Source organism: Nocardioides sp. zg-1228, assembly GCF_017086465.1.
In the GTDB taxonomy this organism is placed as follows: domain Bacteria; phylum Actinomycetota; class Actinomycetes; order Propionibacteriales; family Nocardioidaceae; genus Nocardioides.
Map to the genome: position 1 here is coordinate 3,115,018 of NZ_CP070961.1, position 20,346 is coordinate 3,135,363.

At 72.6% G+C, this 20,346-nt stretch carries 22 protein-coding genes; 13 read left to right on the forward strand and 9 right to left on the reverse strand.

Annotated features, from left to right (window positions below):
- The first annotated feature begins 32 nt into the window (after window positions 1-32).
- Complete coding sequence (gene xseA / locus JX575_RS14950) at window positions 33-1,286, forward strand: exodeoxyribonuclease VII large subunit (protein ID WP_241005188.1); 1,254 nt, start codon at window positions 33-35, stop codon at window positions 1,284-1,286.
- Window positions 1,279-1,479 (forward strand): exodeoxyribonuclease VII small subunit, encoded by a 201-nt coding sequence (locus tag JX575_RS14955; protein WP_186340533.1) that lies wholly within the window; start codon window positions 1,279-1,281, stop codon window positions 1,477-1,479. The genes xseA and JX575_RS14955 overlap by 8 nt, the downstream gene beginning before the upstream one ends.
- A gap of 43 nt (window positions 1,480-1,522) precedes the next feature.
- Here JX575_RS14955 and JX575_RS14960 read toward each other — a convergent pair whose 3' ends face one another.
- Window positions 1,523-2,059 (reverse strand): DUF4245 domain-containing protein, encoded by a 537-nt coding sequence (locus tag JX575_RS14960; RefSeq protein ID WP_186340532.1) that lies wholly within the window; start codon window positions 2,057-2,059, stop codon window positions 1,523-1,525.
- 141 nt (window positions 2,060-2,200) lie between these two features.
- Between JX575_RS14960 and JX575_RS14965 the strand changes: the two genes are divergently transcribed.
- Genes JX575_RS14965 through glpX form a run of 5 tightly spaced genes read left to right on the forward strand, consistent with a single transcriptional unit; the run spans window position 2,201 to window position 6,122 of the window.
- Window positions 2,201-2,608 (forward strand): helix-turn-helix transcriptional regulator, encoded by a 408-nt coding sequence (locus JX575_RS14965; protein ID WP_206054412.1) that lies wholly within the window; start codon window positions 2,201-2,203, stop codon window positions 2,606-2,608.
- Window positions 2,605-3,345 (forward strand): molybdate ABC transporter substrate-binding protein, encoded by a 741-nt coding sequence (gene modA, locus JX575_RS14970; RefSeq protein ID WP_206054413.1) that lies wholly within the window; start codon window positions 2,605-2,607, stop codon window positions 3,343-3,345. Before JX575_RS14965 ends, modA begins: the two co-directional genes overlap by 4 nt.
- A complete protein-coding gene (modB, locus tag JX575_RS14975) occupies window positions 3,342-4,133 on the forward strand; it encodes a molybdate ABC transporter permease subunit (RefSeq protein ID WP_241005189.1) in 792 nt (263 codons plus the stop codon). The genes modA and modB overlap by 4 nt, the downstream gene beginning before the upstream one ends.
- Window positions 4,130-5,107 (forward strand): ATP-binding cassette domain-containing protein, encoded by a 978-nt coding sequence (locus JX575_RS14980; protein WP_241005190.1) that lies wholly within the window; start codon window positions 4,130-4,132, stop codon window positions 5,105-5,107. The genes modB and JX575_RS14980 overlap by 4 nt, the downstream gene beginning before the upstream one ends.
- A 10-nt stretch (window positions 5,108-5,117) precedes the next feature.
- Entirely contained in the window at window positions 5,118-6,122 is a 1,005-nt protein-coding gene (glpX, locus tag JX575_RS14985) for a class II fructose-bisphosphatase (RefSeq protein WP_186340530.1), read from the forward strand.
- Here the strand turns inward: glpX and JX575_RS14990 are convergent.
- Window positions 6,087-6,923, reverse strand: a complete 837-nt coding sequence (locus JX575_RS14990; protein WP_186340529.1) for an alpha/beta fold hydrolase — start codon at window positions 6,921-6,923, stop codon at window positions 6,087-6,089. The two genes, glpX and JX575_RS14990, sit on opposite strands and share 36 nt — an antisense overlap.
- Before the next feature lie 87 nt (window positions 6,924-7,010).
- Here JX575_RS14990 and JX575_RS14995 point away from each other — a divergent pair, with 87 nt between their 5' ends.
- Entirely contained in the window at window positions 7,011-7,940 is a 930-nt protein-coding gene (locus JX575_RS14995) for an alpha/beta fold hydrolase (RefSeq protein ID WP_186340528.1), read from the forward strand.
- A 174-nt stretch (window positions 7,941-8,114) separates the two neighbouring features.
- On the opposite strand, the gene galK is transcribed toward JX575_RS14995, so the two are convergent.
- Window positions 8,115-9,251 carry a galactokinase gene (gene galK, locus JX575_RS15000; protein WP_186340527.1) on the reverse strand — a complete coding sequence of 379 codons (1,137 nt, stop codon included), beginning with the start codon at window positions 9,249-9,251 and terminating at the stop codon, window positions 8,115-8,117.
- Window positions 9,252-9,408: 157 nt separating this feature from the next.
- Between galK and JX575_RS15005 the strand changes: the two genes are divergently transcribed.
- Genes JX575_RS15005 through ugpC (JX575_RS15020) form a run of 4 tightly spaced genes read left to right on the forward strand, consistent with a single transcriptional unit; the run spans window position 9,409 to window position 13,753 of the window.
- Window positions 9,409-10,695, forward strand: a complete 1,287-nt coding sequence (locus tag JX575_RS15005; protein ID WP_186340526.1) for an extracellular solute-binding protein — start codon at window positions 9,409-9,411, stop codon at window positions 10,693-10,695.
- A complete protein-coding gene (locus tag JX575_RS15010; RefSeq protein WP_241005192.1) occupies window positions 10,692-11,642 on the forward strand; it encodes a sugar ABC transporter permease in 951 nt (316 codons plus the stop codon). Before JX575_RS15005 ends, JX575_RS15010 begins: the two co-directional genes overlap by 4 nt.
- 1 nt (window position 11,643) lies before the next feature.
- A complete protein-coding gene (locus JX575_RS15015; protein WP_186340525.1) occupies window positions 11,644-12,483 on the forward strand; it encodes a carbohydrate ABC transporter permease in 840 nt (279 codons plus the stop codon).
- A 7-nt stretch (window positions 12,484-12,490) separates the two neighbouring features.
- Entirely contained in the window at window positions 12,491-13,753 is a 1,263-nt protein-coding gene (gene ugpC / locus JX575_RS15020; RefSeq protein ID WP_186340524.1) for a sn-glycerol-3-phosphate ABC transporter ATP-binding protein UgpC, read from the forward strand.
- Window positions 13,754-13,838: 85 nt separating this feature from the next.
- Here ugpC (JX575_RS15020) and ugpC (JX575_RS15025) read toward each other — a convergent pair whose 3' ends face one another.
- The 3 genes from ugpC (JX575_RS15025) to JX575_RS15035 all read right to left on the reverse strand — a co-directional run bounded on the left by ugpC (JX575_RS15025) (window position 13,839) and on the right by JX575_RS15035 (window position 16,885).
- Entirely contained in the window at window positions 13,839-14,921 is a 1,083-nt protein-coding gene (gene ugpC / locus JX575_RS15025; RefSeq protein WP_186340523.1) for a sn-glycerol-3-phosphate ABC transporter ATP-binding protein UgpC, read from the reverse strand.
- Between the two features lie 146 nt (window positions 14,922-15,067).
- Window positions 15,068-15,715: a DUF1707 domain-containing protein gene (locus JX575_RS15030; protein ID WP_186340522.1), complete on the reverse strand. Its 648-nt coding sequence runs from the start codon at window positions 15,713-15,715 to the stop codon at window positions 15,068-15,070.
- Between the two features lie 45 nt (window positions 15,716-15,760).
- On the reverse strand, window positions 15,761-16,885 hold the full coding sequence (locus tag JX575_RS15035; RefSeq protein ID WP_186340521.1) for an NAD(P)-binding domain-containing protein: 1,125 nt from the start codon (window positions 16,883-16,885) through the stop codon (window positions 15,761-15,763).
- A 79-nt stretch (window positions 16,886-16,964) separates the two neighbouring features.
- Here JX575_RS15035 and JX575_RS15040 point away from each other — a divergent pair, with 79 nt between their 5' ends.
- On the forward strand, window positions 16,965-17,735 hold the full coding sequence (locus JX575_RS15040; RefSeq protein ID WP_186340520.1) for an isocitrate lyase/phosphoenolpyruvate mutase family protein: 771 nt from the start codon (window positions 16,965-16,967) through the stop codon (window positions 17,733-17,735).
- Between the two features lie 4 nt (window positions 17,736-17,739).
- Here the strand turns inward: JX575_RS15040 and JX575_RS15045 are convergent, their stop codons facing one another.
- From JX575_RS15045 to JX575_RS15055, 3 genes are read right to left on the reverse strand one after another with little or no spacing between them, the layout of a single operon-like run.
- Entirely contained in the window at window positions 17,740-18,789 is a 1,050-nt protein-coding gene (locus tag JX575_RS15045) for an ABC transporter ATP-binding protein (RefSeq protein WP_186340519.1), read from the reverse strand.
- Window positions 18,786-19,574, reverse strand: a complete 789-nt coding sequence (locus JX575_RS15050; RefSeq protein ID WP_186340518.1) for an ABC transporter permease subunit — start codon at window positions 19,572-19,574, stop codon at window positions 18,786-18,788. Before JX575_RS15050 ends, JX575_RS15045 begins: the two co-directional genes overlap by 4 nt.
- A complete protein-coding gene (locus tag JX575_RS15055) occupies window positions 19,571-20,332 on the reverse strand; it encodes an ABC transporter permease subunit (protein WP_222129515.1) in 762 nt (253 codons plus the stop codon). The genes JX575_RS15050 and JX575_RS15055 overlap by 4 nt, the downstream gene beginning before the upstream one ends.
- Window positions 20,333-20,346 lie beyond the last annotated feature (14 nt).

Sequence of the window (20,346 nt, forward strand, 5' to 3'; positions counted from 1 at the left end):
GCCGTGTCCGGGCCCTCCCCTATCCTCGCCGCGTGCCCTCACTCCGCGACGCCACGGCCGAGTCACCGGCCCCCGTGCGGGCCGTCGCCAACGCCGTCGCCCAGTGGATCGACCGGCTCGGCGGCGTGTGGGTCGAGGGCCAGATCGCGCAGGTCAACCGGCGCCCGGGCGTCAACACCGTCTTCATGACGCTTCGCGACACCGTCGCCGACATCTCGGTCACCCTCACGTGCGCGCGCTCGCTGTTCGACTCGATGAACCCGCCCCTCGTCGAGGGCGCGAGCGTCGTCGTGCACGCCCGGCCCACCTTCTACGCCAACCGCGGCTCGTTCTCCCTGGCCGCCCGCGAGATCCGCATGGTCGGCATCGGCGAGCTGCTGGCCCGCCTCGAGCGGCGCCGCCAGCTCCTGGCCGCCGAGGGCCTCTTCGCGCCCGAGCTCAAGCGCGACCTGCCGTTCCTGCCGGGCTGCGTCGGCCTGGTCACCGCGCCCAACAGCGCCGCCGAGCGCGACGTCCTCGACAACGCGCGGCGCCGGTGGCCGGCGGTGCGGTTCGAGGTGGTCCACGCCGCCATGCAAGGCACCCGCTCCGCCACCGAGGTCATCGAGGCGCTGGAGCGGCTCGAGCGCCATCCCGACGTCGACGTGGTCGTCGTCGCCCGCGGCGGCGGCTCCATCGAGGACCTGCTCCCCTTCTCCGACGAGGCGGTCCTCCGCGCGGTCCACCGCATGCGTACGCCGGTGGTGTCCGCCATCGGCCACGAGCCCGACCAGCCGCTCCTCGACCTCGTCGCCGACGTGCGGGCCTCCACGCCCACCGACGCCGCCAAGCTGGTCGTGCCCGACATGGCCGAGGAGGTGCAGGGCGTCGTCTGGGCCCGCGAGCGGCTGCGCCAGCTGGTCACCCAGCGCATCGCGCGCGAGCAGGAGTGGCTGGCCCAGGTGCGCTCGCGCCCGGCGATGGCCGACCCGCGCAACCTGCTGACCGCCCGCTCCGACGAGCTCGACGAGCTGCTCGCCCGCGCCCGCCGCACCCTGTCGCACCGCCTCGACCGCGCCGCCGACGACATCGGCCACCAACGCGCCCGGGCCCGGGCGCTGTCGCCGCTCGCGACGCTGCAGCGTGGCTACGCCGTCCTGCAGGACGCCGACGGCCACGTCGTCACCTCGGTGACGCAGGCCGCGGTCGGCGCCACCGTGTCGGTGCGGGTCGCCGACGGCCGCATCCACGCCACGACGGACCGCGTCGAGGCAGCCACCCTGTCCGAGGAGGACCCCGATGAGTGACGCCCCCAGCTATGAAGAGGCCCGCGAGGAGCTCATCGAGGTCGTGCGCACCCTCGAGGCCGGCGGCACGACCCTGGAGGAGTCGCTCGCCCTGTGGGAGCGCGGCGAGGCCCTCGCCAAGGTCTGCCAGCAGTGGCTCGACGGGGCGCGCCAGCGGCTCGACGACGCCATGGGCGCCGAGACCGACGGCTGACGCCGCGTCGTCGCCCCCGCGGGAGGTGGTGGCGGCGAGACGGTCAGCGGGTGAGCAGGCCGATGAAGGTCTCGATGTCCTCGACCGGCGCGGAGCCGTAGACCAGGAGTGCGTCGTCGCCGACCTCGGTCGAGTAGCCGTGGTCCCCGCCCTCGTCCGACCACGTCTGCCACGTGTCGGTGACCTCCGAGTCGACGGTGGCGTCACCCTCGGGCTCGGCGTCCTCGTCGATGTAGCGCTCGACCAGGTCGCGCACCGAGGCGTCCTGCTGGCGGAGGCCGACGAACGTGCCGTCGTCGGTGAGCACGCCCATGCCCCAGCGCGGCTCGTCGCCGGCGACCAGGTCGGTGCTCGTCGCCTTCCAGCCCGCCGGCAGCTCGCGCGGGCGGACCACGTCGAGGTCGGCCCGGTCGGCGATCTCGACACTCTCCTGCCAGTCGACCGTGTCGACGGTGTCGTCGACGTCGGCGCGCCACAGCCCACGCCAGGCCACGAACGCCAGCACGGCGATGACGGTGACGATGAGGGCGCCGGTCATGCCGCTGAAGGAGCGGGTGTAACGGCTCGGCTGCTCACTCACGTCGACCATTCTCCCAGCCCGCCGGTCACCCCGCGTCGCCGGGTCGCGAGCTGTCACGCCGCGCATCGACGACGGGTGCACCGGTTCCGCGCGTGCGGACGATGCTGTCCCGAACGTCCGCAGGTGCGGCATACTCCCCGCATGACCACCTACCGAGTCGCGGAGGCGGCCGAGATCCTGGGCGTCAGCGACGACACCGTACGCCGCTGGGTGGACGCCGGTCGGCTGCCCGTGCAGCGCGACGGTGGGCGTGCCATGGTCGCCGGCCGCGACCTGGCCGACCTCGCCGAGCAGCTGGCGGAGTCGGGCGAGCTGGCCGAGCGCGACCGCACCCGGGCGGGCAGCGTCAGCGCCCGCAACCGGATGAGCGGCATCGTCACGCGGGTCAGGCGCGACACCGTGATGGCGCAGGTGGAGATGATCTGCGGCCCCCACCGCGTCGTGTCCCTGATGAGCAGCGACGCCGCCGACGAGCTGGGCCTCGAGCCCGGAGTGCGTGCCATCGCCAGCGTGAAGTCGACCAACGTGGTGGTCGAGGTGCCCCGGTGAGGCGGCTGGCCGCCCTCGCCCTGCTGCTCCCCCTCGCCGCCTGCGGGGGTGGCGACGAGGGGGACGCCGCGGACGGGGGCGAGCTGACCGTCCTCGCGGCCGCGTCGCTCACCGACGTCTTCGCCGAGCTCGCGGTGCCCTTCGAGGAGGAGCACGACACCGAGGTGGGCTTCTCCTTCGGCTCGAGCACCGACCTCGCCGGCCAGGCCGCCGACGGGGCGCCCGGCGACGTGCTGGCCACGGCCGACGACGCCTCGATGGCCGTGGCGCAGGACGCGGGCGTCACCGGCGACGTGGAGACCTTCGCGACCAACGTCCTCACCATCGTCGTGCCGGATGGCAACCCCGCCGGCATCGCGTCCCTCGACGACCTGGCCGACGCCACGTGGGTGCGCTGCGCCGACGAGGTGCCGTGCGGCAAGGTCGCGGCGGCCGTGCTCGACGCGGCCGGGGTCGAGGCGGACCCGGTCAGCCTGGAGGACGACGTGCGGGCCACACTCGACAAGGTCGCCTCGGGCGAGGCCGACGCCGGACTGGTCTACGCCAGCGACGCCGTCGCCGCGGCCGACGACGTCGACAGCGTCGAGATCCCGGCCGCCGACGACGCGCTGACGTCCTACTCGGTGGCGACGCTGGACCAGTCGCAGGACCCTGCGCTGGCAGCCGACTGGGTGACGTGGGTGACCTCCGACGAGGCCCGCGCGATCCTCACCGACGCCGGCTTCGGCACCCCGTGAGGGACCGGCTCGGCCGGCCGCCGGCGCTGCTGGTCGCACCCGCGGCCCTCGCCACGCTGCTGCTCCTCGTCCCGCTCGTGGCGATGGTGGCCAGTGCCGACTGGCAGGCGCTGCCCGGGCACCTGACCTCCCGCACCGCCGTCGACGCGCTGCGGCTGTCGCTGGTGACCTCGACGGTCGCGATCGCGTTCTGCCTGCTCCTGGGCCTCCCCCTCGCCTGGCTCCTCGCCCGGGTCGACTTCCGCGGCCGCGGCGCGCTCCGGGCGCTCGTCACCGTGCCGCTGGTGCTGCCCCCGGTGGTCGCCGGCGTGGCGCTGCGGGCGGCGTTCGGCCGCGCCGGGCTGGTCGGCGAGCCGCTGCTCGACTGGACGGGCTTCGCCTTCCCCTTCACGACGTACGGCGTGGTGCTGGCCCACGTGTTCGTGTCGATGCCGTTCGTGGTGATCGCGATCGAGGGCGCGCTGCGCTCGGCGGACCCGAGGTACGACGACGCGGCCGCCACGCTGGGCGCGACCCGGTGGACCACCTTCCGGCGGGTCACCGTGCCGCTGGCACTGCCCGGCGTGGTGGCCGGGACCGTCCTGGGGTGGGCGCGCTCGCTCGGCGAGTTCGGCGCCACCATCACGTTCAACGGCAACTACCCCGGCACCACGCAGACGATGCCGACGCTGATCTACGTCACCCGGCAGGCCGACCAGGACGCCGCCCTGTCGCTGAGCCTGGTGATGCTGCTCGTCTCGATCGGCGTGCTCGTCGCGCTGCGCGACCACTGGCTGGGGACGCCGTGAGCGCGGCCCCGAAGCAGCTGGTGGCCGACCTGCGGGTGGCCGACCGGGTCGAGGCCGCGTTCACCGCCGAGCCGGGCGAGGTGCTCGCGGTCATCGGGCCCAACGGCGCGGGCAAGAGCTCGCTGCTCCACGCGCTCGCGGGCCTCGTCGACGTCGGGGGGACCGCCCACCTGGCCGGCACCGACCTGCTCGCCCTGCCCGTGCGCGAGCGCCGGGTCGGTCTGGTGTTCCAGGGCCAGCTGCTCTTCCCGCACCTGTCCGCGCTCGACAACGTGGCCTTCGGCCCGCGCTCGCGCGGGGTGCGGCGGGCGACCGCGGAGGCGGTGGCGCGCGACTGGCTCGAGCGCTTCGGCATCGCCGAACTCGCCGGCCGCAGGCCGCGCGAGCTGTCGGGCGGGCAGGCCCAGCGGGTGGCGATCGCCCGCGCGCTGGCCACCGATCCCGACGTGCTGCTCCTCGACGAGCCGTTCACGGGCCTCGACGTCTCGGTGCAGATGGCGCTGCGGATCGAGCTGGGCCGGCACCTGCGCGACTTCCCCGGCATCGCCCTGCTCGTCACGCACGACGCGATCGACGCGCTGACCCTCGCCGACCGCGTGCTCGTGCTCGACGGGGGGCGGGTGGCCCAGGCGGGCCGTCCGGCCGAGGTGGCCGCCGAGCCGCGCACCCCGCACGTCGCGCGCCTCGTGGGCCTCAACCTGGTCGCCGACGGCGACGAGCTCATCGCCTTTCCCCCCGACTCCGTGGTGGTGTCGCTGCACGAGCCGGAGGGGTCGACGCGGCTGCGGTGGCACGGCCCGGTCGGCACCCTGGCCCCGCACGGCGACGCCGTACGCGTGCTGGTGCACGCCGGACCTGACCTGCTGGCCGACCTCACGCCTGCCGCCGCGACGGAGCTGGGCCTCCTGCCCGGACTCGACGTGTGGCTCTCGACCAAGGCGACCGCGGTGAGCCGCTACCCCGCCCGTCGATAGAGTTCCCGGCATGAGCACCAGTGCCCCGAAGCCCGAACGCAACCTCGCCCTCGAGCTGGTGCGGGTCACCGAGGCGGCCGCCATGGCGGCGGGCCGCTGGGTGGGCCGCGGCGACAAGAACGACGCCGACGGCGTCGCGGTCGAGGCCATGCGGGTGATGATCTCCACCGTCGAGATGCGCGGCACGGTGGTCATCGGCGAGGGCGAGAAGGACAACGCCCCGATGCTCTTCAACGGCGAGGAGGTCGGCGACGGCACCGGTCCCGAGTGCGACGTGGCGGTCGACCCGATCGACGGCACGACCCTCACCGCCAAGGGCATGAGCAACGCGGTGTCCGTGCTCGCGGTGTCGCCGCGCGGCACGATGTACGACCCGAGCGCCGTGTTCTACATGGACAAGCTCGCCACCGGCCCCGAGGCGGCCGACGTGGTCGACATCCGGCTGCCGGTGAAGGAGAACATCGCCCGCGTGGCCAAGGCCAAGGGCATCTCGGTCCACGACGTCACCGTCGTCCTGCTCGACCGGCCCCGCCACGCGCGGCTGGTGGAGGACATCCGCGAGACCGGCGCGCGCATCAAGTACATCACCGACGGCGACGTCGCGGGCGCGATCATGGCGGCCCGCCCCGACACCGGCGTCGACCTGATGCTGGGTGTGGGTGGCACCCCCGAGGGCATCATCACGGCCTGCGCGATGAAGGCCATCGGCGGCACGATCCAGGGCCAGCTGTGGCCGCAGGACGACGACGAGCGGCAGCGGGCCCTCGACGCCGGGCACGACCTCGACCCCGACTTCGTGCTCGGCACCGACGACCTGGTCACCGGCGACGACGCCTTCTTCGTGGCCACCGGCATCACCGACGGCGAGCTGATGCGCGGTGTCCGCTACCGCGGCGACGGCGTCACCACCCACTCGCTGGTGATGCGCTCGCGCAGCGGCACGGTGCGTTCGATCACCGCCGAGCACCGGCTCTCCAAGCTACGCGGTCTGTCCTCGATCAACTTCGACAGCTGACGCGGCGGCGACGCCCGGTCGCAGTGCGGCCGACACCGCGGCGATGACGACGGGGTCGAACGCCATCCCCACGTGGGACGAGCGCACCTCGACCGCCTGCGCGGTGGGATCGAGGCAGGCGCGCCAGTCGACGATGCCGTCGCGCCGGGAGAAGATCGCGGTGAAGTCGACGCCCTCCGGCATCGGTGCGCGGGCCCGGTCGAAGCTCTCGCGGGCGCACGGCCCGGCGACGCAGTCCTCGGCCATCAGGCCGCGCACCCCGGCGCGGTGGAGCCGCACGAGCACCTCGACGCTGCGCGCGAGCGAGACGTGGTGGGCCCCGGGCGCCAGCACCGGGCTGCCCATGGTCACGATGCCCGCGACCAGGTCGGGGCGCCGGGCGGCCACTCCCCTGGCGAGCATCCCGCCGAGGCTGTGGCCGACGACGCGCACCCGCGCGCCGCGGCGCCGGGAGACCTCCTCGAGCCGCTCCTCGAGCTGGTCGGCGGCGGACAGCGTGCAGCCCACGTTGGCACGCACGTCGGCGCGGTAGGTGCGGAAGCCCAGGTGGCGCAGCGTCCGGCTCATCGGGCCCAGCGAGGAGTCGCCGGCCAGGAACCCCGGCACCAGCACCACCGGCTCCCCCGACCGCTCGGGTCGGGCACCCAGCGGCGTACGACGTCGCGCACCGCGGGCGCCCCAGGCCGACGCGGCGTAGCGGCCGGCCTCGGCGAGCGCGGAGCCCTCGCGCAGCACCGCCACCACCGGGGGCTGCGAGAAGCCCTCCGGGGTGAGGAAGGCGGCCAGTGTGCGCTGCGTCACAGTGTCGAACCTAGCCCACCCCGACCTGCGCGTGCGGGACGTCGGCGCCTCGCCTGCTCGTCGCGGGCCGTCGTGTTCACTGGGGCCATGTCCGAGCCCCGTCCAGACAGCACCCAGCCGCCCGTCGCGTCCGACGAGCTCCGCGCTCCGGTCGGCAACGAGGTCGAGCTCTGCTACCAGACCTTCGGCGACCCCGACGACGAGCCGCTGCTGCTGGTGATGGGGCTGAGCGGTCCGATGACGTGGTGGGACCAGTCCCTCTGCGAGCAGCTCGCCGCGGCCGGCTTCCACGTGGTGCGCTACGACAACCGCGACACCGGGAGGTCGACGCGGGTCGACGCGCCGGTGCACCCCGGCCAGCTCGTGCGTGCCTTCGTCACCGGGCGCGCGGACGCGCCGTACTCGATGTCCGACCTCGCCGGCGACGCCGTCGGGCTGCTCGACCACCTCGGGATCGACTCGGCCCACCTGGTCGGCGTCTCGATGGGCGGCATGATCGCCCAGACCGTCGCCGTCGAGCACCCCACCCGGGTCCGGTCGCTGACCAGCATCAGCTCCACGACCGGGCGGCGGACGGTCGGCTGGCAGCACCCCTCGCTCCTGCCGCGGCTGATCGCGCCCCGCCGGGCCGGGCGGGAGGCCTACATCGAGAGCAGCCTGGCCATGTGGTCGCTGATCGGGTCGGCGGGCTATCCCACCGACCCCGACGCGCTGCGCTCGCGCGCCGCCGAGACCTTCGACCGCGGCGTGAGCAACCCCGGCGCGCTCCGCCAGATGCTGGCCATCCTGACCCAGGACGACCGCACGCCGCGGCTGCGACGCGTACGCGTGCCGGCCCTCGTCATCCACGGCACGGCCGACAAGATGGTCCACGTCAGCGGCGGCCGCTCGACCGCCGCCGCGATCCCGGGCGCCGAGCTGCTCACCATCGACGGCATGGGCCACGACCTGCCCCCCGGCCTCTTTCCCACCTTCGTCGAGGCGATCCGCCGCACCGCCGACCGCGCCTCGGCCTGACGGCCGCCGGAGTCCCCGCCTGAGGCCGGCGCCCGCACGCCCCCGGGGTCGGAGTCCCCGCTCGAGGCCGGCGTCGGAGTCCCCGCTCGAGCGGGGACTCCGACACTTGGAGGGGGTTGCAACGGCCTCCAGGTGTCGGACTCGCCCACCAAGTCGGGTGAGTCTCCCGGAGACTCAGCTGCCAAGGGCCCCACCGCGGACACCGCCGGGGAGGCGGTGGGCGCCGCGGGCGGGCCGGGCGGTGAAGAGGGCGGGCTCGGTGAACGCCGCGTCGGCGAACGCGGCGCGTACGGCGTCGCCCGCGCGCTCGACGTCGGGCTCGGGCACCAGCCCGATCACACACCCGCCGAACCCGCCGCCGGTCATCCGGGCGCCCAGCGCGCCTGCGTCGAGCAGCGCGTCCACCGCCGTGTCGACCTCGGGCACCGTGATCTGGAAGTCGTCGCGCATCGAGGCGTGCGAGGCGGTCAGCAGGGGGCCGATGTCGGCGAGGCGGTCGTCGTCGAGCAGCCGCACCACCGAGAGCACCCGGTCGTCCTCGGTGACGACGTGGCGCACGTAGCGGCGCAGCTCGGCGTCGTCGAGGCGGGCGAGCGCGTCGTCGAGGTCGCCGACGGCGACGTCGCGCAGCGCGGGCACGCCGAGCCGGCGGGCGGCCTCCTCACAGCCGCGCCGGCGGGCGCCGTACTCGCCGTCGGAGTGGCGGTGGGGCGCGCGGGTGTCTGCCACGAGGACCGCCAGCCCCTGGCCGGCGAGGTCCAGCGGCACCGGGCGGGTGTCGTGGCTGCGCATGTCGCAGAAGAGGGCGTGCCCCTCCTGCCCGCGCAGGCTCACCAGCTGGTCCATCCCGCCCGTCGGCGCGCCCACGGCGTCGTTCTCGACGTCGCGGGTCAACGCGAAGAGGGCGTCGTCGTCGAGCCCGAGGCCGAGCTGGTCGTCGACGGCCCGGGCGACCGAGCACACCAGCGCCGCCGACGAGGACAGCCCCGCCCCGGTCGGCACGTCGGAGTCCACCTCGATCGCGAGCGGGGGGACGTCGACCCCGCGGTCGGTGAGCAGCCACAGCGCGCCGAGGACGTAGCGCGACCAGTCCGGCACCTCGGGGGCGTCTCCCAGGCCGGTGCGGGGCACCGTGACGGGCTGCGCCTCCTGCGCCGAGCGCACCCGCCACCCGTCGTCGCCGGACGCGCCCGCCGTCACCGTCGCGGTGCAGCCCACCTCGAGGGCGAAGGGTAGGACGAACCCGTCGTTGTAGTCGGTGTGCTCACCGACCAGGTTGATGCGCCCCGGGGCGCGCCACACCGCCGTCATGTCGTTCCCCTTCCCCACCCTGCCCCAAGGAGTGGGATCTGTTGCCAAATGGGTCGTGGGCCACTAGACCAGAGACTCAGACTAGGCATGAGGAGGGGCGCGGATGTCACGAGCATCGTCGATCCGGCAACGAGGTCGGCCCAGGCCGATACGGAGAGTGGCATCGCTCGCCGCCCTCGCTCTCGCGGGCGGGCTGCTGTCCGCCTGTGGCGGCGACAGCGGGAAGGCGACGCTCAATTGGTACGTCAACCCCGACGGCGTGGACACGTTCCGCACCTGGGCGGAGAAGTGCAGCACCGACCAGTACGACATCGAGGTCCAGCAGCTGCCCTCCAGCGCGACCGACCAGCGCACCCAGCTGGCGCGGCGCCTCGCGGCCGAGGACTCCTCGACCGACATCATGAACCTCGACCCGGTCTTCGTCGCCGAGTTCGCCAACGCGGGCTGGCTGCAGGAGGTTCCCGAGGAGCTCGCCACCGAGATCACCGACGGCGGCGACTACCTCGAGGGCGCGGCCGACACGGTGGTGTGGGACGACACGGTCTACGCGATCCCGCTCTGGGCCAACACGCAGGTCCTCTGGTACCGCAAGTCGATGGCGGAGGCCGCCGGCCTCGACATGGACAAGCCGGTCACGTGGGACCAGATCATCGACGCGGCCGCCAAGGAGGGCGGCACCGTCGGCGTGCAGGCCAACCGCTACGAGGCCTACGTCGTGTGGATCAACGCCCTCATGCAGGGCGCGGGCGGCGCCATCATCACCGACACCGAGGCCGGCCGCGACGCGACCGTCGAGCTCGACACCGATGCCGGGCGCGAGGCCGCGGCGATCATCGAGAAGCTCGCCAAGAGCTCCGCCGCGCAGCCGGACCTCACCGTGTCCAACGAGGGCACCAGCCTCGGCCAGATGTTCCCGGCCGACGGGCCGGGCGAGTTCATGGTCAACTGGACGTTCGTCTACGCCAACTACAAGGGCCTGATCGGCAAGCCGGGCGGCCCCGCCGACGAGCAGGAGTTCGAGGACCTCGGGTGGGCGCGCTACCCCGAGACCGTCGAGGGCGAGCCGTCCAAGCCGCCGATCGGTGGCATCGACATCGGCGTCGGCGCCTACTCCGAGCACCCCGACTGGGCCATGGAGGCCGCGCAGTGCATCACCTCCACCGACGTCCAGGTCGATCTCGCCATCAACGACGGCCTGATGCCGTCGACCAACACGGCCTACGACGAGGTGGTGGCCAGCGGGGAGTTCCCCGAGAGCCTCATCGAGCTCTACCGCACGAGCGTGGACGAGGGCGGGCCGAGGCCGAAGAGTCCCTTCTACAGCCAGATCTCCAGCGCCGTGCAGTCGGTCTGGCACTCACCGACGTCGGTCAACCCTGACTCGACACCCCGGGAGTCGGAGAAGTTCCTGTCCGACGTCCTCGCCGGAAGGAGCCTGCTGTGACGCACACGACCGTGGCGCCCGACGACAAGCGTGACGTGCGGCGGGCCGAGAAGGCCGCCGCCAGCGACCGGTCCAAGGCGGAGAACAGCCTCGGGATGAAGCTGGTCGCGCCGGCCATCGTCCTGATGCTGCTGGTGACCGCGTTCCCGATGCTGCGCGCGATCTACCTCAGCCTCTTCAACTACAGCCTGACCGCCCCCGACGACCGCGAGTTCATCGGGCTCTCCAACTACTGGACCGCCCTGACCGACTCGCTGTTCTGGGAGACGACGCTCAACACCGTCTTCATCATGGTCGTGACCGTCGCGTTCGAGCTGGTGATCGGCTTCGCCTTCGCCATGGTGATGCACCGCGTGATCTTCGCGCGCGGCATCATCCGCACCTCCATCCTCATCCCCTACGGCATCATCACCGTCGTCTCGGGCTTCGCGTGGCAGTTCGCGTTCAGCAACAACAACGGCTTCGTCAACGAGTGGCTGCCCTTCGTCGAGGACGGCTTCAACTGGTTCGGCCAGTACGGCTCGGCGATGGCGGCGATCATGGTCTCGGAGATCTGGAAGACCACGCCGTTCATGTCGCTGCTCCTGCTCGCCGGGCTGGCACAGGTGTCGGAGGACATGCTCGAGGCCGCCAAGGTCGACGGCGCCACTTGGTGGCAGCGGCTGTGGAAGGTGATCCTGCCCAACATGCGCTCGGCGATCATGGTCGCGGTGCTCTTCCGCGCCCTCGACGCCTACCGCATCTTCGACAACATCTACGTCATGACGGCGGGCGCGCAGGGCACCGAGTCGATCTCGTTCCTCACCTACCGCCAGGTGATCGAGCAGTTCCAGCTGGGCATCGGCTCGGCGTTGTCGGTGCTGCTGTTCCTCTCGGTGCTGCTGATCGCCTTCCTCATCGTCAAGATCTTCCGCGTCGACCTCGCCGCGGCCCGACAGGAGGGATGACATGTCCGCGAAGAACAAGGTCGGCGTGGTCGTCGGCGCCATCCTCATCCTGGTGTGGTGCCTGCTCCCGGTCGCGTGGATCATCTCGCTGTCGTTCAAGAGCCAGGCGTCCATCACCAACGGCAGCCCGGGCTTCCTGCCCGCCGAGGGCGGCGGCGCGGGATGGCAGAACTACCGCGACGTGCTGGCCGACGACCAGTTCCTGCGCGCCATCCTCAACTCCGTCGGCATCTCGCTGATCGCGACGCTGCTGTCGGTCATCATCGCCACGCTCGCCGCCTACGCCATCGCCCGCCTGGAGTTCACCGGCAAGAAGTTCGTGCTGACGCTCGCCCTGGTGATCGCGATGTTCCCGGTGGTGTCGCTGGTCGGGCCGCTGTTCGACATGTGGCGCACCTTCGGCATCTACGACACCTGGCCGGGGCTGATCATCCCCTACATGTCGTTCACGCTGCCGCTGGCGATCTGGACCCTGTCGGCCTTCTTCCGCGAGATCCCGTGGGAGATGGAGCAGGCCGCCCAGGTCGACGGCGCGACCTCGTGGCAGGCGTTCCGCAAGGTGATCGTCCCGCTCGCCGCCCCCGGTGTGTTCACCGCGGCGATCCTGACGTTCTTCTTCGCCTGGAACGACTTCGTCTTCGGGATCTCGCTCACCTCGACCGAAGCCGCACGACCGATCCCGGCGGCCCTGTCGTTCTTCGTCGGGTCCGACCCGTTCAACCGGCCGGCGTCGCTGCTGGCCGCGGGGGCCGTCGTCTCGACGATCCCGATCATCGTCATCGTCCTGCTGTTCCAGCGCAAGATCGTCGCCGGCCTCACCTCCGGCGCAGTGAAGGGGTGATCAGCTCATGGCTGGCATTCAGATGAAGAACATCGTCAAGGAGTACGGCGACGGCTTCCCGGCCGTCAACGACGTGAGCATCGACGTGGACGACGGGGAGTTCCTGATCCTCGTCGGCCCCTCGGGCTGCGGCAAGTCCACCCTGCTCCGGATGATCGTGGGACTCGAGGACATCACCTCAGGCGACATGATCATCGGCGACAAGCGGGTCAACGACCTCGCCCCGCGCGAGCGCAACCTGGCGATGGTGTTCCAGAACTACGCCCTCTACCCGCACCTCACCGTCTACGAGAACATCGCGTTCCCGCTGCGGCTGGCCGGGAAGTCCGACGCCGAGGTCGACGAGAAGGTCCGCGCGGCGTCCAAGACGCTGGAGCTCGACGAGCACCTCGAGCGCAAGCCGGGCAACCTGTCGGGCGGTCAGCGCCAGCGCGTCGCCATGGGCCGCGCGATCGTCCGCGACGCGGAGGCGTTCCTCTTCGATGAGCCGCTGTCCAACCTCGACGCCAAGCTGCGCGGCCAGATGCGCACGGAGATCTCGCGCCTGCAGAAGCGGCTGGGGATCACCACGGTCTACGTCACCCATGACCAGACCGAGGCGATGACGCTGGGCGACCGGGTCGCGGTGCTCAAGCGGGGCGTGCTCCAGCAGCACGCGACGCCGCGCGAGCTCTACGAGAACCCCGCCAACCTCTTCGTCGCGGGGTTCATCGGCTCGCCGCCGATGAACTTCCTGCCGGCGAAGGTCGACGGCAACAGGGTGGAGCTGCCCTTCGGGACCGTGACGATGCCCGAGGAGCGGGTGGCCCGCGCGCAGGGCAAGGGCCTGCTGATCGCCGGCATCCGACCCGACCACTTCGAGGACGCCAGCGTCGTCGACAGCGACAAGGTGACCGACGAGGCGACGTTCAAGGCCACCGTCGACGTGGTGGAGTGGCTCGGCAACGAGGCCTACGCCTACATCCCCTTCGAGGCGCCGCCGGAGGTGCGCGAGCAGCTCGCCCAGCTCGAGAAGGACCTCGACGGCGAGTCGCTGCGCACCCAGCTGGTGGTCTCCCTCGACGGCTCGAGCCGGATCCAGGAGGGCGACGAGGCGACGATCTGGGTCGACGCCCGCAAGATCCACCTCTTCGACCCGGCCACCGGCGAGAACCTCACCATGGACGCCGAGCACGCCGGCATCATCCCGGGCGAGAACGCGATGGCGAAGGCGGAGCAGGTCGGGGAAGCGCAGGACGACGTGCAGCCCACTGCCGACCCCGCCACCTGAGCACGTCGGACCGAGCACGACAGAGCACGACAGAGGCCCCGGGAGCAGCGCTCCCGGGGCCTCCGTCGTTGGTCGGACTGGCCCGTCAGTCGGAGAGCCGCTCCCCCGACTCGGTGTCGAACACGTGCACGTGCTGGGGGTCGGTCGTGACGTGGAGCATCTCCCCCTTCTGCGGGTGCTGGCGCCCGCTCAGGCGGACGATCACGTTGGAGGGCGTGCCCTCCACGTCGCAGGTGCCGTAGACGAAGCTGTCGGCCCCGAGCTCCTCGACGACCGTCACCTTGACGGGGAGGCCGCCGTCGGCGGCGCCGACCAGGCGCCAGCTCTCCGGGCGGACCCCGACGGTGACGCGGCCCGACATCTTGCGCTCGGCGGCCGGGTCGACCGGGACGGTGTAGCCGCCGACCTTGACGTCGCCGTCGACCGCCACGCCCTCCATCAGGTTCATCTGGGGCGAGCCGATGAAGCCGGCGACGAACAGGTTGACCGGCTTGTCGTAGAGCGCGAGCGGGGTGTCGACCTGCTGGAGCACCCCCAGCTTCATCACCGCGACCCGGTCGCCCATCGTCATCGCCTCGACCTGGTCGTGGGTGACGTAGACCGTCGTCACGCCGAGGTCCTGCTGCAGCCGGGCGATGTCGGTGCGGGTCTGCACGCGCATCTTCGCGTCGAGGTTGGACAGCGGCTCGTCCATGCAGAAGACCTGCGGTGCGCGGACGATCGCGCGACCCATGGCGACGCGCTGGCGCTGACCGCCGGAGAGCGCCTTGGGCTTGCGCTGGAGGAACTCGGTGAGGCCGAGGAGCTCCGCGGCCTTCGCCACGCGCTCCTTGCGCTCGGCCGCGGGCACCTTGGCCATCTTGAGCGAGAACGCCATGTTCTCCTCGACCGACATGTGCGGGTAGAGCGCGTAGTTCTGGAAGACCATCGCGATGTCACGGTCCTTGGGCGGGACGGTGGTGACCTCACGGTCGCCGATGTAGATGTGCCCCTCGTTGACCTCCTCCAGCCCGGCGAGCATCCGCAGGGTGGTGGACTTGCCGCAGCCCGAGGGGCCGACGAGCACCATGAACTCGCCGTCCTTGATCTCGAGGTCGATGCCGGGCACGGCCGGCTCGTCGGTGCCGGGATACCAGCGCTGCGCCTTCTCGAACGTCACTGATGCCATTTTCTGCTCCTTCACCGGCAGGTACGTGCCGGACGATCCGTAGTGAAGTGACCCGGGTCACAGTAGGGGCCGGAGCAGGGTGGGGCAATCGAGCGTCCACGGGCGCTGCCCGCGGGCGTCGAGCGGCCGGGACGCGGCCGGGCGGCTCAGTAGGTGCCGAGGTACTTCTTCGGCGTGCCCGGGGCGGGCTGGCGCTGCACGGTGACCGAGCCCATCAGCGCCATGCCGCGCACCCGCACGATCGGCGAGCCCGGGCCGAGCTCGGCGGGCACCTTGTCCTTGGCCTGGCTGAACTCGCCCATGATCGGGGTGCCGTCGAGCACGACGTGCATGTCGGCGGGGACGATCACCTTGACCTCCCCCATGATCGCGCTGGCGTTGATGAGGGTCTCGTGGGCCGAGAGCTGGGCCTGCCGCAGGTCGATGACGACGGCACCCATCAGCGCGAACGCGCTGTGGTGCTCGGGCACCGCCCAGACCCCCTTGCGCGCGGTCTCGCTCATGATCGCGACCGAGGAGTTGTGGCCGACCGCGGGCAGCCCCGGATCCGGTCGGCGCACCGGGGACGCGGCGGCGTGCGGCGCCGGACCGGGCGCCTGCAGGTCGAGGGTGATCGGCACGAGCTCGCCGTAGGTCTTGGCCTGCCAGGTCAGCTCCAGGCGCTCCTCGAGCTCGTCGAGGTCGAGGCGACCGTCGCCGGCCGCGTCCCGCAGCACGTCGGCGACGCGCTGGCGGTCGGCGTCGGAGATGCGCATCTGCGACGGGTCGTGCGGGCGGTTCTCTAGCTCCCCCATGGGGCCAGCCTAGCGAGATCGCGGCGCACCGACCCGTGACGGGCGTCAGGCCGCGACCGAGCCCAGGTGCCGCGACACCGCGAGCGCCGCCTGCCGGCCGGCTCGCGAGACGCCCAGCGTGCTGGCGGACGGCCCGTAGCCGACGAGCTGCACGCGCGGGTCACGTGCGGCCGTGGTCGCCGCCTGCACGTTGCCGGGCACGGGGACGAGCGCGATCCCGCCCGACGACGAGCGCAGGCCGAGCGGTGCCAGGTGGTCGACGGCGGGCCGGAACCCGGTCGCCCAGATGATCGCGTCGACGCGCTCGAACCGCCCGTCGGCCCACCGCACGCCGTCGGGCTCGATCCGCTCGAACATCGGCAGCCGGTCGTAGGCCCCGAGCCGGGCCGCCTCCTGCTCCTGGGGGCGCACCAGCAGCCCGGTCACGCTGACCACGCTCGCCGGCGGCAGCCCGCGGCGTACGCGGTCCTCGACGGCGGTCACGGCCGCGAGCCCGGCAGCGGAGTCGAAGTCGTCCTCGCGCCACACGGGCGGGCGACGGGTCACCCACAGCGTGTCGGTCACCGGTGCCAGCTCGCCGAGGTGCTGGACCGCCGACGCGCCGCCGCCGACGACCAGGACGCGCCGGCCGCGGAAGTGCTCGGCAGCGGGGTAGCGGGCGGTGTGCACCTGCTCGCCGCGGAACGAGGCGGCGCCCGGGTAGTAGGGCACGAACGGACGCGTCCAGGTGCCCGTGGCGTTGACCAGGGTGCGGGTGCGCCACACGCGCTCCCCCGCGTGCACCACCAGCAGCCCGCCCTCGCTGTCGACGCGGTCGACGCGGACGGGACGCACGACGGGCAGGTGGTGCCAGCGCTCGTAGCCGTCGAAGTAGTCGGGGACGACGAGGTTGGCCGCGCGGTCCGAGCCGTCGGGCGCGCTCGAGCCGGGGAGGTCGGACACCCCGTGCACGTCGCGCATGGTCAGCGACGCCCAGCGGTGCTGCCAGGCGCCGCCGGGCTGCGGGTTGGCGTCGAGGACGAGGTGGTCGATGCCGCGCCCGCGCAGGAAGTAGGACGTGGCGAGACCGGCCTGGCCGGCGCCGATCACGACCGCGTCGAGCACCGGACCGGGCTCGACTCCGGCCTTCAGGACGGGCTCGGGGACGCGCGCGGTGTCAGGAGCCTGCATGCCGGGTGAACGCCCGCGGGCGCGAACCTATGCCCCCGCAGGCCTGTGCCGGGAGGCCCGCGCGTGGCAACCTCGGGGCATGGCCTCCGTCCCCGCCCTCGCCACCCGGCTCCTCGAGCTCCACCACACCGGCACGACGCTGGTCCTGCCCAACGTCTGGGACGCCTGGTCCGCGACGGTCGTCGCCGGCGCCGGCTTCGAGGCGCTGAGCATCGGCAGCCACCCGCTGGCCGACTCGCGCGGCCAGGGCGACAACGAGGACATGACGCTCGACGACGCCCTCGACGGCGTACGCCGCATCTGCGCGGCCGTGCCCGACGTGCCGGTCACCGCCGACATGGAGGCCGGCTACGGCGCCGAGCCCTCCGAGCTGGTCGAGCGGCTGCTCGAGGCCGGAGCGGTCGGGCTCAACATCGAGGACACCGTCCACTCCGAGGGCGGGCGGATGCGGTCGGTCGCCGAGCACGCCGACTACATCGGCGGCCTGGGCCAGGCCGCCGACGCCGCGGGCGTCGACCTCGTCATCAACGCACGCACCGACGCGTTCGTCGCCAAGGGCCGGTTCGACGACCCGGTCGCCGAGGCGATCACCCGGCTGCTGGCGTGCGAGGAGGCCGGCGCGCGCTGCAGCTATCCGGTCGCCGCGCCCGACGCCGACTCGCTGCGTCGCATCCTCGACGCGCTGTCCGGCCCGGTCAACGTGATCGCCGACCCACGACAGGGCTCTGCCGCGGGCTCGCTGGAGGACCTGCAGGCGATGGGCGTGCACCGGGTGACGTTCGGACCGCTGCTGCAGAAGGCACTGGCCCCCGACCTCGCCGCGCTGGTGACCCCCTGGAAGCAGCGCTGACGGCTCAGGCCACCACGAGCACCGCGGTGGGCGCGATGTCGAGGCGCACCGCGTCGCCCGGCGAGAGCCGCAGGGCGTCGGAGCTGGCGAGCTGGGCGACCACGTCGGTGCCGTCGGCCAGGGTGCAGGTGACCCGCGACGTGGCCCCGAGGAACATCACGGTCGCGACCCGGGCGTGACCGTCCGCGTCGGCGACCACCGAGACCGACTCGGGCCGCACCAGGGCGAGGCCGCGGTCGGTGGCCGATCCCGGCAGCACCGGCACGTCGTGGCCCAGCACCGAGGCGACCCCGGCGCGCACCTCGGCGGGGAGGCGGTTGCTGAGGCCGACGAACTCGCCGACGAACGGGGTCGCCGGCGCCTCGTAGAGCTCGGCCGGGGGCGCGATCTGCTCGAGCCGGCCGGCGTTGATGACCCCGACCCGGTCGGCGACGGCGAGCGCCTCCTCCTGGTCGTGGGTGACGAACAGGGTGGTGGTGCCGACCTCGATCTGCACGCGCCGGATCTCGTCGCGCAGCTGCACGCGCACCTTGGCGTCGAGGGCCGAGAGCGGCTCGTCGAGGAGCAGCACGGACGGCTCGACGGCCAGGGCGCGGGCCAGGGCGACGCGCTGCTGCTGGCCGCCGGAGAGCTGGTGGGCGTAGCGGTCGGCGTGCTCGGAGAGCCCGACGAGCTCGAGCATCTCCCCGGCCCGCGCCCGCCGCGTCGCGCTGTCGCGACCGCGGAGCTTGAGCCCGAAGGCCACGTTGTCCATGACCGTCATGTGGGGGAACAGGCTGTAGGCCTGGAACACCATCCCCATGTCGCGCTTGTTGGCCGGCACCCGGGTCAGGTCGCGACCGCCGACCGACACGGTGCCGGACGTCGGCTGGTCGAGCCCGGCGAGGATCCGCAGGGCCGTGGTCTTGCCGCACCCCGACGGGCCGAGGAGCGCGACCAGCTCCCCCGGCGCGAGGTGCAGGGTCAGCCCGTCGAGCGCCCGCACCGCGCCGTAGACGCGGGTCAGGTCGGACAGCTCGACGGCGAGACCCCGCTCGCCCGGGTGGTCGCTCATGAAGAGGCTCCTTGCTTGTGCCGGTCGCGGCCGAGGAACGTGAGCCCGACGAGGAGCAGGGCCACGAGGATCATGGAGGCGAGCGCGGCGGCCATCGCGGCCGGCCCGTTGTTCTTGTAGAGCGCGGCCATCGCGACCGGCAGGGTGTCGAAGTGCAGCAGCGAGGCGAAGACGTACTCGCCGAGCACGAGGGCCACGGAGATGAACGCCGCCCCCAGGACGCCGCCGGTGATGTTGGGCAGCACGATGCGCACGATGACGGTGAACCACCCCGCGCCCAGCGAGCGCGCCGCCTCGGCGAGGGTGGCGACGTCGATCGCCGACAGGGCGGCGTCGATCGCCCGGTAGGAGTAGGGCAGCACGAGCACCACGTAGGCGAACGTCAGCACCAGCGGGGAGTCGCCCAGCAGGTAGGTCACCCACGAGTAGACGTTGCTGATGCCGACCACGATGACCAGCGCCGGGATGGTCAGCGGCAGCAGGCACAGGAACTCGATCAACCGGCGGGCGCGCGGCACGCGCAGGCGCACCCACACCATCGTGGGGACCAGGATGGCGACCATCAGCACCACGGTGAACAGCGCCAGCAGCAGCGAGGCGATGATCGAGGAGCGCAGGTCCTCGTCGGTGACCATGAAGCGCCAGTTGTCCCACGTGCGCCCCGGCGCGCTGCCGCGCACCTGGGTGGAGAAGTCGAACATCGCGAGCAGCGGGACGAGGAAGTAGGCCGCGAACGCCACCAGCAGGACGGCGCGGGCGATCCGGAAGCTCCGGGTGGGGGTCATCGCATCCACCTCGACGTCCGGCGCAGCAGGAGGTTGTAGGCCCCCATCACCAGGGTCACCACGACGATCATCTCCAGCGCCAGCGCGAACCCGACGTTGGCCTGGCCGAGGAGCACCTCGCTCGTGATCGCCTGGCGGATGAGCAGCGGCAGGATCGGCTGGCCCTGGCTGACCAGCACGGCCGCCGTGGCGTAGGCCGCGAAGGCGTTGGCGAACAGCAGCAGCAGCGCGCCGAGGAAGGCCGGGGTGAGCAGCGGGAGCGCGACGTGGCGCCAGTAGTCCCAGGTGCTCGCGCCGAGGTTGACAGCCGCCTCACGCCACTGGGGACGCAGCCCCTCGAAGGCGGGGGCGAAGACGATCACCATGAGCGGGATCTGGAAGTAGGCGTAGACGACGACCAGGCCGGGCAGTGCGAAGAGCCAGCCCGAGCCGTAGAGGTTGGCGCCGGCGAGCTCGAGCACCGCCTTGGTCACCACGCCCACGGGTCCGATGGTCGCGATCCAGGCGAACGCGAGGACCACCCCGCCGAACTGCGCGAGGACACCGCTGACCGCGAGCGTGGCGCGGCGCAGCAGACTCTGCGGGGGCATCGAGACCACGAGGTAGGCCAGCAGCGCGCCGAGCACGGCGCCGATCAGCGCCGTGGACGCCGCGAGGATCAGCGATCCCCGCAGCGCGGTGAGCGCGGCGTCGCTGGTCAGCGCGTCCAGGTTGCCCAGCGTCGGGCGGCCGTCCCCGTCCTGGAAGGCGCCGACCACCACGGTCAGCGTCG

Coding starts and splice junctions, on each gene's coding strand:
- JX575_RS14955 (WP_186340533.1), top strand. CDS start 1,279: ATGAGTGACGCCCCCAGCTATGAAGAGGCCCGCGAGGAGCTCATCGAG.
- JX575_RS14965 (WP_206054412.1), top strand. CDS start 2,201: ATGACCACCTACCGAGTCGCGGAGGCGGCCGAGATCCTGGGCGTCAGC.
- glpX (WP_186340530.1), top strand. CDS start 5,118: ATGAGCACCAGTGCCCCGAAGCCCGAACGCAACCTCGCCCTCGAGCTG.
- JX575_RS14995 (WP_186340528.1), top strand. CDS start 7,011: ATGTCCGAGCCCCGTCCAGACAGCACCCAGCCGCCCGTCGCGTCCGAC.
- galK (WP_186340527.1), bottom strand. CDS start 9,251: ATGACGGCGGTGTGGCGCGCCCCGGGGCGCATCAACCTGGTCGGTGAG.
- JX575_RS15015 (WP_186340525.1), top strand. CDS start 11,644: ATGTCCGCGAAGAACAAGGTCGGCGTGGTCGTCGGCGCCATCCTCATC.
- ugpC (WP_186340524.1), top strand. CDS start 12,491: ATGGCTGGCATTCAGATGAAGAACATCGTCAAGGAGTACGGCGACGGC.
- ugpC (WP_186340523.1), bottom strand. CDS start 14,921: ATGGCATCAGTGACGTTCGAGAAGGCGCAGCGCTGGTATCCCGGCACC.
- JX575_RS15030 (WP_186340522.1), bottom strand. CDS start 15,715: ATGGGGGAGCTAGAGAACCGCCCGCACGACCCGTCGCAGATGCGCATC.
- JX575_RS15035 (WP_186340521.1), bottom strand. CDS start 16,885: ATGCAGGCTCCTGACACCGCGCGCGTCCCCGAGCCCGTCCTGAAGGCC.
- JX575_RS15040 (WP_186340520.1), top strand. CDS start 16,965: ATGGCCTCCGTCCCCGCCCTCGCCACCCGGCTCCTCGAGCTCCACCAC.
- JX575_RS15045 (WP_186340519.1), bottom strand. CDS start 18,789: ATGAGCGACCACCCGGGCGAGCGGGGTCTCGCCGTCGAGCTGTCCGAC.
- JX575_RS15050 (WP_186340518.1), bottom strand. CDS start 19,574: ATGACCCCCACCCGGAGCTTCCGGATCGCCCGCGCCGTCCTGCTGGTG.